Here is a 10,589-nt window from a genome sequence, read left to right as displayed (position 1 = left end):
CGTCCAGGCTTCAGGGGCGAACGGCTTCCCGGGCTCTCTTCATAAACTCCGTTTATCACTCCTCCTTATCAATCCCTTAGAACAGAACATACAAGGGGCGAATTCATTCGCCCTCCCGCCAGTGCCAAGGGCGACTAAAGTCGCCCTTGAGGTTTTTCAGACAGCCTCTGAGGATCAGCAGTGCGATGGTCGTGATCAGCGTCCCCGTCAGGATCGCGAGCGCATACCAGTCCAGGTGATTGACGGCGTTCGGGATCGCCAGCACGAACACCCCGCCATGCGGCGCGTGCAGCTCAACCCCGAGGTACATGGATAGGGCGCCGGCCGCAGCGGATCCTTGGCGGCGAAGGGGATGGCGCCCTCGGTGATGAAGGCGAGCCCCAGCACACCCGCCGCCTTGCCGGCCTCGCGCTCAGCCTGGGTGAAGCGGCCGCCGCCGACCAGGGAGGCGATGGCGATGCCGAGCGGCGGGGGCATGCCGGCGGCCATGGGTATCTCGGTGTCGCTGGTGAGCAGGCCGACGGCGAAGGTGCAGGCCGAATTGTTGATGGGGCCGCCCATGTCGACCGCCAGCATGCCGCCGATGAGTCCGGGCGTCAGCCCCGGCCGGTCTGCAATCGAGTAGGCGATGTATCCGGACAGGATCGGTCGCAGGCGGCACCAAAGTGCTCGTGAGAGACGGCCTGCTTGCGCCCGAGGGACGTTCCAGACTGTAGGCGCAGCGCCAAGAACGTCGCTGTCGCGTGATCCGGCGGCGACAGCGTCCTTGTCCCGGCGCAAGCGAACTGAGCGCGCCAAGCTCGATCCGCCGTTGATGTTTCTCATTGTTCAGCGCGCCTGCTCCAGGCAACCTCGCGCGCCCCGTTCGGCCTTGTTGCAAGCCATCTCCCCGTCAAGCGGTTCCTGAGTCGAGCAAGGCGCTCGGGCTCGTCGCTTGGACGAGAGCCTAACTTGTGTGACCCAAAGCATGGATGCGCTCCAGCGTATCCACCAAGAATGAAGCGAGACCACGATGTATGACGTCTTTACGCCCAGCAAGCCCGTTGGCTTGATGGACTTTGTTACCGCAGCCAAATCCTGCATCAAAGAAGTGACTGCAGAGGAGCTGCAGCAGATGCGGGCCGAGCAGGGGAATCTGATGATCCTCGACGTGCGTGAATCCTCCGAGCACGAGCAAGGTCACATCGAGAACGCCCTTCTCGTGCCGCGCGGGATCCTCGAGGCCGCTGCCGATTCGACCTACGAGAAGTCACTGCCTGAACTTGCCTCCAGCCGTGAGCGCCCTGTCGTTGCCTACTGCGCCACTGGCGGCCGCTCGGCCATGGCCGCGGCTGTGCTGCAAATGATGGGGTTCCAGCATGTCTACAGCCTGCTCGGTGGGTTCGTCGGATGGGAGCAGGCGCAGATGCCGGTCAAGCGTGAAGCCCGTTACGTGTAAGTCAGGGCGGGTGGCTTCGTTCGCGTCTGCCGGCTGTCCGGACCGCCAGAGCGGGCCGGTCAAGTCCTGGGAGCGCCGCCCTCGGCGCGACCAGCCTCCAGCAACCCTATGCCGTCTCGGTGCAGCACAGTTCCCACAACGCGGTTGTGTGAGGCTTCACATCACCGCGTGCAAGAGACGCTGAATGGATGCAGCGTAACGACAGCGCTATTTCTCGCGCGGATAGGGCCAGGCTTCCACGCCGCCTTCCATGACCTTGACGTTGCGCCAGCCATGTCCCTTGAGGATCGCTGCGCTCTCGTAGCCGCGCAGGGAAATCTTGCAGTAGAGGATGATCTCCTTGTCCTTGTCCTGAGGCAGTTCGTCGAGCCGCCCGCGGAGTGCCCCTTGCGGAATCAGGTGCTCGCCGATCCCAAGGCGCTGCTCCTCGAATTCCGCAGGGGTGCGGGTATCGATGATGAAGCAGTCGGCGCCGCTGTCGACCCGTTGCTTGACCTCAGTGACCGAGAGACTCTGCATCCGTCCCAGCAGTTTGTTCTCGAGCACATGCGCTGACACGATGACCTGATCCAGCGCCAGCGAATAGGGCGGGGCATAGGGAAGATCCAGGTTGGCCAGATCTTCGACCGTCAGCTTGCCGCGGATGGCCGTCGCCACGGTCGCCACCCGCTTGCTGACATCGCCGGGGCCGATGCACTGGAAGCCCAGCACGCGACCGCTCTTGCGGTCCGCGACCATCTTGCCGATCAGCAGTTTGCCCTTCATGTATCCGGGGATATCGAGTCCGGCCACGGTCGCCGTCTCGATGTCGGTCAGGCCCCGTGCGTGCGCGTCGCTGGCGCTCAGGCCGGTGAAGCCGACCGTGTAGTCGAAGATCTTGCAGATCCCGGTGTGGGTGATTCCCGGAAAGGTGGCGCTGCCTTCGTGGATCAGATTCTGTCCGATGACTCGCCCTTGCAGATTGGCGAGATCGCCATAGGGTGCGCGGACCTTTTCTCCAGTGATCAGCGAGGTGCATTCCACGCAATCGCCCGCCGCATAGATGTCGGGGTCGGAGGTCTGCATGGATGCATTGACCTCGATGCCACCTTGCGCCCCGATCTTGAGCCCTGCCGCTTCGGCCAGTGCGATGTTGGGTCTGACCCCGACCGCGACCACCGCCAACTCGCAGGGCAGCTCGGTGCCATTGTCGAGCTTGACGCCCCGGAGTTGTCCGTCCTCCCCGAGGAAGGCGGCGACCCCGTTGTCCGTGATGATGTCGGCGTCATGGGTGCGAACATGGTTCTCCACCAGCTTCGAGAGCTCGGGATCGAGAAAAGGCAGGATCGAGCCCGTCTTTTCGATAACCGTCGTCCGGATGCCGGCCAGATGCAGTGCCTCGCAGACCTCGAAACCGATCAGGCCGCCGCCGACGATGACGGCGTGTTTCACCTTGCGCTCGTCGCGAATCTTCCGCAGGGAATCGGCATCGCCCAGCGAGTGGAGGGTATGAATGCCGTCCAGATCGAGCCCGGACACCGGCGGGCGCAGCGGCGTTGCGCCGGTCGCGATCACCAGCTTGTCGTACTGGAGGGTCCGGGTCTCACCGCTCGGCAGGTGCTTGCAGGTGACGGTCCGGGCCGTGCGGTCGATGGAAAGGGCCTCGGTTTGCACCAGGGCCTCGATCCCCTTCGCCTTTTCGAAGAAATTGGGATCGCGCACGATCCCGGCCGGGGTGCAGATGAGCTGATTGCGGTCATCGAAGACCCCGCCGACATAGTAGGGATAACCGCAGGAGGCCATGGAGAGATCGGCCTCTTTCTGGATGATGGTGATCGATGCCTGTTCGTCTAGGCGGCGGGCCTTGGCCGCTGCCTTGGGACCGGCTGCGGAGCCGCCGATGACAACGATCTTGAGGGGTTGGGATGACATAGGAGAATCCTTGAAGTTGATCGGGTCCACTGGATGTGGCGTTGAAAATGCGACCTTGAACAGAGTGTGGCTTTGAAAGAGATGCGGCCAGGCGAATGGCCCGGCGGAGGTTGCCTCAGCCTTGGCAAACACAGGCCAACCTCGGATGTCATGGGGTTGACCCGACTCCTTCCAAGTCTAGTGAGTGCCTCTAACCCTGCCCCTGCGCAAGAGGCTCGGTGCAGGGCGCGGCAGCCGCCGGGGTGCCGATCAGATGGCTTTCCAGTGATGCGCGCACCCTGCCGGTCGCGTCGGTGGCGGTCTTGGTGCCGGCCTTTTTGAAGAGCGCGATGGCGCGTCCGCCCATGCCGCCGTTCAGTATGACCTTGGTGCCTTGCGCTCTGATGAAGGTCGGGATCTGGCCTGGCTCATGCGCTTCGGCGAAGGGGTTGGCGATGTCGGCCAAAGGGGCTCTCTCGCTACAGATAGGGCGCAAAAAGTCGCGCGAAAGCGCCGCGAAGGTAAAGCGGCAGTGAGCGGGTGCAGACTTGGTCCAAGGTGAGCTGCTGAGCCCCCGCGAGCTTGCTGTCCACTAATCGATGCAAGCGGGCGGAAAGGTCGGCATCGTAACATTCCAGGTTGTACTCGAAGTTGAGTCGGAGGCTCCTCGCATCCCAGTTGGCGGAGCCGAAGAAGGACCAGACGTCGTCCACGAGCATCAGCTTGGTGTGGTCGAAGGGTGGGGGCGTCAGCCAAAGTCGGCAGCCGCCCGCCAAGAGCAGATCGGCTTGATCCTGAGCGGCCCATTGGACGAAGCGCAGATTGTTCTTGGCGGGCATCAGGATGTCCACCTCGACGCCACGCATCGCGGTCAGGTTCAGCGTCGTGATGAGTGTCTGGTCCGGTAGAAAGTAGGGTGAGACGATGCGGACACGCTCCTGTGCGGCCGACAGTGCGCCGAGCATCATGCGACGAATGTTATCGAAATCCTCGTCCGGGCCATCCGGAACACCTCGTACCAGGGAGTCTCCAGCCGGACGCAGCTGCGGATACCAGCTGTCTCCGCACAGTCGCTCACCCGTCGTGAAGTGCCAGTCCACCGCGAAAGCCTCGACGAGGAAGCGCACCACGGGGCCTTCGATGCGAAAGTGCAGGTCCTCGACCGGGTGCTTCGGATGCGCGCTCAGCATCGAGCCGATGCGGATGTTCAGCCCCCCGGTGAAGGCCATGCGCCCGTCGACAGCGAGTATCTTGCGGTGGTTGCGCAGATTCAGATATTGGCTGCGGATGGGCAGTGACGGGGCCAGGAAGAGGGCGGCCCGGATGCCCAGCTCGCGCAGCATGCTGCCCATGGGCGGGCTGCTGTATCTTTGTCCGACGCCATCGATCAAGACCCGCACCTCGACCCCGCGCGCCTGAGCCCGCTTGAGCGCGCGTGCGAAGCCTCGGCCAAGCTCGTCGTTGTCGAAGATATAGGTCGAGAGGGCAATGCTATGCTGCGCTGCATCAATGGCGGCGAGCATCTCGGGATAGGCGTGATCGCCGCCGTAGAGCGGGTCGACCCGGTTGCCTGCCTCCAATGGAGCGCCTGTCACGGCATCGCCGAGCTTGCCAAGCTGGATGAGCTGCGGGCCGAGGAGCCCAAGCCTCTCATGCGCGCAGTGCTCGAGCGCCATCTCCATGCGTTGGCTTATCCGTGAGCCGGCTGGGCGAAGCCGATGAGCCTTGCGCTCGATGCGATTGATGCCGAAGACCCAATAGAGCGCGAATCCAGTCAAGGGCGCGAGACTCACCAGGGCCGCCCAGCCCACCGTCGAGGCGGAATCGCGCCGATTGAGCAGGAGATGCAGCGTGGTGCCGACTTGGGCGACGACGCCGATCAGGATCAGCAGCGCTACCCAGTAGTTGTCAAGGAATTGCCACATAGAGATCGCTCGTAACCGGATTGCTTGTGACTGGGTCGGTCGGAACCGGCTCCATGGGGGCTAGGTGCGCGTCGTCGATCGCGGCGGGGGCCGGCGCGCAAGCGGGGCCTGGTAGAGATTCGGTTAGAGAACGCCCATCAATTATTTCCCGATGCGAGCGATCCCGCCCGAAATCCCCCCTGGCCCCCCTTTGCGAAAGGGGGGAAGTTGTTGATGGACACTTTATTAGTGACAACATGGAGGTGGGCTCTTCGAGTATCTCGTGCCCCATCGCTTTCGATCTGCCTGGGCTATGATCGCCGCCATTGAGGCTCTCTCGCTCGAGGAGGAACATCCATGAAAACCTTCTGCTGTCAGCTGTGTGGGCAGCCGGTCTATTTCGAGAACACGCAGTGTATGCGTTGTGGCGCGACGCTCGGCTTCCTGCCGGACGAGATGCGTCTTTCCGCCTTGGTTGAGTCTCGCGACGATCTCTGGGGGGTTCCGGAGGGGCGCAGTGGCCGCGATGGCGGCACGGCGTCGAGCGGCGCCTTGGGGCGCTGGCTTCGCCGTCGCTCTCAGGAGCCCGCGCTGACAGCCAAGCCGCGGAAGCTCTATCGCAAGTGTGGGAACTACAGCCAGTACGGGATCTGCAACTGGATGGTGCCCGCCACGCAGCGCACGCCTTTCTGTATGGCCTGCCAGCCGAGCCAAATCATTCCCTCCCTCAATCGACCCGGCAATCTCCAGAAGTGGGCCCGTATCGAGCGTAGCAAGCGCAGACTCATGTACGGGCTGCTGCGCCTTGGGCTTCCCATCACCACGAAGTTCGCAGACCCCGAAGCGGGCTTGGGGTTCGCCTTCCTGTCGAGTCTCGACGCCCCCCAAGGGGAGCAGATTCTCACCGGCCATGTGAATGGGCTCATCACCATCAACATCGACGAAGCGGACCCGGCCTTGCGGGAGCAGGTCAGATTGGACATGGACGAGAAATACCGCACACTGCTGGGGCACTTTCGCCACGAGATTGGGCATTACTATTGGGATCGACTGATCAGGGACGCGGGGCGGCTCGATGCATTCCGGGCAGGTTTCGGCGACGAACGGCTCGACTACGCGCAGGCGCAGTCAGCCCATTATGCCTCAGGCGCACCGGCGGATTGGCAGGAGCGTTTCATCAGTGCCTATGCCAGCATGCATCCCTGGGAGGACTGGGCGGAGACCTGGGCCCACTATCTGCACATCGTCGACACCCTGGAGACCAGTGAGCACTTTGGTATCAGCGTCTCCCGCCGTATGCCCGACGGCAGTCGGCAGCAGGCCTGCCCGGATTTCGATCCCTACACCATCAAGGACTTCCAGCCCATTATCGATACTTGGATTCCGCTGACCTTTGCCCTCAACAGCATCAACCGCAGCATGGGGCAGCCCGACCACTATCCCTTCGTCCTATCCCCACCCGTGATCGCCAAGCTGGAATTCATCCACGACCTGATTCGGGAGAGCCGCGTCGGGATCTCGCCCTGAGCGGTGGTCGGTGTCGGCACCCAAGCGCAAGCCTGCGCGAGGCTTTCGTGGCATCCAACGCCGGGTGCGGTCATGAGTGATGCGCGCCGGCCAGCTGCTGTGGTTGGACCGACGTTAGGAGGTCCCTTGCAGGGGGCAAGAAGCTCTAGAAGCAGGCCCGGTGTGAATCTGGGCTTTTTCGCATCTTAATTTCGGTGAGAAGGCCGATTTTTCGCGACCTGATTCTCACGAAGCCTCTTGGCCGCGCCCTCCAGCGCTTGGCGATGCCATGCGGTGGTGCGGGTGGCGCCGCAGCAGGCCCAGGCCGCGCTCTGGATTTTTCGGGCCAGCGGGTCCAGCGGGAGCTTCCGTTTTCGCTGGCGCTCGACTCCTGGTCGAGGACCAGCAAGAGCCCTGTGATGTGCGAACGCCGGTGTAGCGGCTATGGCGGTGCTGGAGGGATTGCCTTGCGTCGCGGGATCGCTCGCTGGGAGGTCAGTCATCGCCGCCGATGTCCGCTTCGAGGTCAATGCCCGCGAGCCTGTCCTTGGGCTTGGCTACCCTGAGCACCTCTTTGAGCTGGGCTAAGCCGGTGAGTATGCGGTCTGGAGGGGCATGGCTCATTGCGTCGAGGTCATTGGCTCCGAGCTGCAAGGACGCTGCGTCGCCGGCGTAGAGGGCGGTTCTGAAACCCATCGCGTTGGCGGGGAGGATGCCCTCTTCGAACCTGCTCCCGACATAGAGGACTTCATCGGACAGGATGGCAAATTCATTCTCGAGCGCGATCATCGCCTCTTCGTAGAGCAGAGGCGACGGCTTGGTGACTCCGATCTGATAGGAGTAGAGGCTGCAGCTCGGCTCGATGCCTGCTTCGGCTGGTGGCAGCCCCAGGGCGGCTTCGAGGACGAGTGGGGTGTAGAACTGCCCATCCGAGACGACCCCGAGCTTGAGATCGCGCGCGCGCAGCTCGGCCAAGGTTTCTCTTAAGTCAGGCATGGGGCAGACCGGGTTGATGCGGCACTCAAGCTCAACCACGAAGCGCTCGATCGCGGCAGCATCGAGCTTCTTGGGTGAGGTGCCTAAGATCTTTGCGAGCACGTCTCGCCATATCGCGCGGGCGTCTGCCGCCGGGTAGTCCTCGCCCTTCTTGCGGCGCTCCGCCGCAGAGGCTTGGACACGATTTTCGAGTGCCGCAGCCACGTCCAGTCCTTTCGGGATCTCCGCGTTCGGCCAACCTGCCGCCGTCAAGGCGGCATCGATGGCGCCTGCGTCGGACGGTGGATTCGGGCCTGCGTGTCCAGTCTTCGAGGTCAGCAGCGTTCCGTAGACATCGAAAAGGACCGCTCGCACATCGGGGAGCGGCCCAAGTCGCTCACTCAGCCCGGATGGCTCTGGATCCCTGGGCTGGGTGTGTGCGTGTATACAGGCGACGAACTCGGTCTTTGCTTCCTCGGTCACAGGCGAACCTCCAAAATAAGCCCCGCCTTCTGATCGTCTGAGTGCTTGCCGTTGGGATAAGGGTGAGGTGAGACTGGCTCACACCTGGGATCGGCCGGGTCCATGACGTTATTATTAGCATGCGAGTTCGCTTGCCGAAATCAACCTCGGATCAGGCATCTACATCAGGTATGATGCGGGGCTATTGCAGCCTGGCCGCTCCATGCGGTGGGCATCTAAATCGAGTCAAGGCGCGCTTTGCTGTGTCGATCTACCGAGCCATTCAACTTTGCCGGCGACTGATCAGGATGCGTGCCTGGCTGCTGATCGTCATTCCCCTGACCTTGGTTGGCTGCGGGTCTGCACCGGCGCCGCGTCCAGATGACGCCATGCTCAGTCCGGATTCCCTGATCGCATCGCCAGGCGCCGAGCTTGCGACAGGCACTGTCCCGCCGTCGCGCGGGCGAGGGACTGTCGCAGCCGATCCAGGGCTGTCGATCCAGCGCGGCGCGGGCTCTTACGTGTACAGTCGCGACCCAGACACACTGGCGCAAGAGGTGGAGCAGGCCTGTCGTGGTGCTCAGAGTTTGCGTGAGTCCGATCGCCTGCGAGCCTTGGTCGCTGACCTTTACTTCTCCGGGATTCATCCTGCGGCGGCAACGCAGGCACTGCTGCAGGGGGGCTGTGGTGGCTTGAGTTCGGTCGTCGAGGAGATGGTTGCGCGGGGCGGCGGCGCGGCGCTGGAGCCGGTGGTCGCGCGCGCGCGTGCTATCGCCGGGAACCGCTCCGAGCCTGGCATTGACGCGGCAGCGGCTGTCGGGTTAGCGCGCTACGCCAAGGTGGTGGAGGCCGAGCAGGATCCTGGTCCCGAGGATCTCCCCTCATCCGGAATGCTGTACTTTCCCTCGGAAGGGGAAAGCAGCAAGCTGGTGACGGCTGTGGCCCTGAACCGGCTCTATGAGGATGCCGTGCCTGGTTATGGCATCTATACCTTCGTGCTGCTTGGGCGTGGGATCGATCGTCCCGAGGACGCTGCGCGCTACAGCGAGCTGTTCCGGATGATCGAGACCTATGTGTCATCGATCGACGCGAGCAACGGAGGACCGAGCGCCGAGGCGCACGTGTTCCTGGTGCCGGTCAATCCGGAGCGCATTGGAGCCCCATTGATTGATCAGACCTCCCAAGACCTCTCGGGCGTCATGCGCCGGCATCTCGTGCAGACGCTTCGGCATCAGGGAAGGCAGGCGCTGGCGGCGCGGATTGATCGAGGCGCGGGGCCTTTTCTGGTTGCGACGCTCGCACCCCGTCTGACACCCCCGAGTGCGGATGCGGCCTGGATGGTTGCGGATCTATCGGATCTTGGTCCCGAGAGCATCTATGGTGTCGTCGATGCCTTCGATCGTGCCATTCCCGAAGCGCTGAGCGGACAGCCAGCGAGCTTGCGGATGATTCGCGACAGACTGAGAGAATTGCCCGGCAGCCCGAGTCAAGAGCAAAGCATCAACGCTGGCGCCTGGGTTGTGATGTTGGGTGAGTTCGCTCATCTTAGGCGCGTCGAGGACGCTTGGACTGGATAGTCCATCGCCGCCTGACTGCTCGACCCCCTCAAGTTTGAATGCCATCCGTGTTCGCCGCGATCCGGACGCAAACGCCCCAAGGAGGCGCTTAGATCCAATCATGAACATCATTCCCTTCAGCCTCGGAAGCTTTATCCGCTTCTTGATCGGGATCTCCCTCCTCCAGGGTTTGACGGTGCTCCTGGTCTACACCGCTCTGAGCACGGATTGGCGGACGACCTGGCCGCTCTTCACCGCACTGGGTGCCTCCATTGGGGTCGTGGTTGCGCTTTGGTTCAATACCATCGTCTTTGCGGATCGGCATCGCGTTGTCTCCAAGGTCAGTGAGCGCTATTCCAAGGAGCGTGAGAAAATTCGCGTGCGGGCCGAGCAGCAGCGTGTCAAGGAGACGCGTGACAGTGAGCGCAAGGCGGCGAAGGCCCAGAAGCGGGCGTCTGCGGGCATGAGCCTCAAGACCGGAGTCGTGGTTGGTGGGACGGTTGGCGTCGGCGTGGCCATGATGCTGGCGCAGTTCATGACGCTTGGGTTTGCGACACTGGCGGCTGCCGGCGGCGCTGCGGTCGGCTATGCGGTGCGGGGTCGTCAGGAGAAATTGCTTTCCTCCAGACGTCTGGCGATGCAGGAGCGAAGGCTGCAGGTGATCGATGCCGATGCCGAGAAACCGGCCTTGCCAAGGCGCAAGATTAAGGGCAGGGACGCGGATCCGCTCTAGTCTGAGATGCTGTATAGGAACTAGCTCTTAATAATTCTTGACTTAGAGCGCGCGACGAATGCGAATAATTCACTCATAAGCTATTTGATTGTTGCAGATTTGACGAAGCAATAGACGTGACGATG

At 62.7% G+C, this 10,589-nt stretch carries 9 protein-coding genes; 4 read left to right on the top strand and 5 right to left on the bottom strand.

Going from position 1 to position 10,589, the window contains the following annotated elements; genetic code table 11:
• Positions 1 to 207: 207 nt before the first annotated feature.
• Positions 208 to 825, bottom strand: coding sequence for a hypothetical protein (locus tag G3480_RS23115; protein ID WP_240906001.1), 618 nt, complete (start codon positions 823 to 825; stop codon positions 208 to 210).
• A gap of 187 nt (positions 826 to 1,012) precedes the next feature.
• On the opposite strand from G3480_RS23115, the gene G3480_RS23110 reads away from it, so the two are divergent.
• On the top strand, positions 1,013 to 1,438 hold the full coding sequence (locus G3480_RS23110) for a rhodanese-like domain-containing protein (RefSeq protein ID WP_164656505.1): 426 nt from the start codon (positions 1,013 to 1,015) through the stop codon (positions 1,436 to 1,438).
• A gap of 207 nt (positions 1,439 to 1,645) precedes the next feature.
• Here G3480_RS23110 and G3480_RS23105 read toward each other — a convergent pair whose 3' ends face one another.
• The 3 genes from G3480_RS23105 to G3480_RS23095 all read right to left on the bottom strand — a co-directional run bounded on the left by G3480_RS23105 (position 1,646) and on the right by G3480_RS23095 (position 5,253).
• Positions 1,646 to 3,349, bottom strand: a complete 1,704-nt coding sequence (locus G3480_RS23105; protein WP_164656503.1) for an FAD-dependent oxidoreductase — start codon at positions 3,347 to 3,349, stop codon at positions 1,646 to 1,648.
• Positions 3,350 to 3,539: 190 nt separating this feature from the next.
• Positions 3,540 to 3,794, bottom strand: a complete 255-nt coding sequence (locus G3480_RS23100) for a NifB/NifX family molybdenum-iron cluster-binding protein (protein ID WP_240906000.1) — start codon at positions 3,792 to 3,794, stop codon at positions 3,540 to 3,542.
• 13 nt (positions 3,795 to 3,807) lie between these two features.
• Positions 3,808 to 5,253, bottom strand: coding sequence for a phospholipase D-like domain-containing protein (locus tag G3480_RS23095; RefSeq protein ID WP_164656499.1), 1,446 nt, complete (start codon positions 5,251 to 5,253; stop codon positions 3,808 to 3,810).
• A gap of 336 nt (positions 5,254 to 5,589) precedes the next feature.
• On the opposite strand from G3480_RS23095, the gene G3480_RS23090 reads away from it, so the two are divergent.
• Positions 5,590 to 6,759 carry a zinc-binding metallopeptidase family protein gene (locus tag G3480_RS23090; protein WP_164656498.1) on the top strand — a complete coding sequence of 390 codons (1,170 nt, stop codon included), beginning with the start codon at positions 5,590 to 5,592 and terminating at the stop codon, positions 6,757 to 6,759.
• 474 nt (positions 6,760 to 7,233) lie between these two features.
• On the opposite strand, the gene G3480_RS23085 is transcribed toward G3480_RS23090, so the two are convergent.
• Positions 7,234 to 8,196 (bottom strand): HAD family hydrolase, encoded by a 963-nt coding sequence (locus G3480_RS23085; protein ID WP_164656497.1) that lies wholly within the window; start codon positions 8,194 to 8,196, stop codon positions 7,234 to 7,236.
• A 287-nt stretch (positions 8,197 to 8,483) separates the two neighbouring features.
• On the opposite strand from G3480_RS23085, the gene G3480_RS23080 reads away from it, so the two are divergent.
• Both G3480_RS23080 and G3480_RS23075 read left to right on the top strand, forming a co-directional pair.
• Positions 8,484 to 9,752 carry a hypothetical protein gene (locus G3480_RS23080; RefSeq protein ID WP_164656496.1) on the top strand — a complete coding sequence of 423 codons (1,269 nt, stop codon included), beginning with the start codon at positions 8,484 to 8,486 and terminating at the stop codon, positions 9,750 to 9,752.
• A gap of 100 nt (positions 9,753 to 9,852) precedes the next feature.
• On the top strand, positions 9,853 to 10,464 hold the full coding sequence (locus tag G3480_RS23075) for a copper transporter family protein (RefSeq protein WP_164656494.1): 612 nt from the start codon (positions 9,853 to 9,855) through the stop codon (positions 10,462 to 10,464).
• Positions 10,465 to 10,589: the final 125 nt, after the last annotated feature.

The organism is Thiorhodococcus mannitoliphagus (genome assembly GCF_010915725.1).
In the GTDB taxonomy this organism is placed as follows: domain Bacteria; phylum Pseudomonadota; class Gammaproteobacteria; order Chromatiales; family Chromatiaceae; genus Thiorhodococcus; species Thiorhodococcus mannitoliphagus.
Note: the sequence above shows the minus strand (reverse complement) of the source record. Positions and strands in the feature narration are given on the sequence as shown.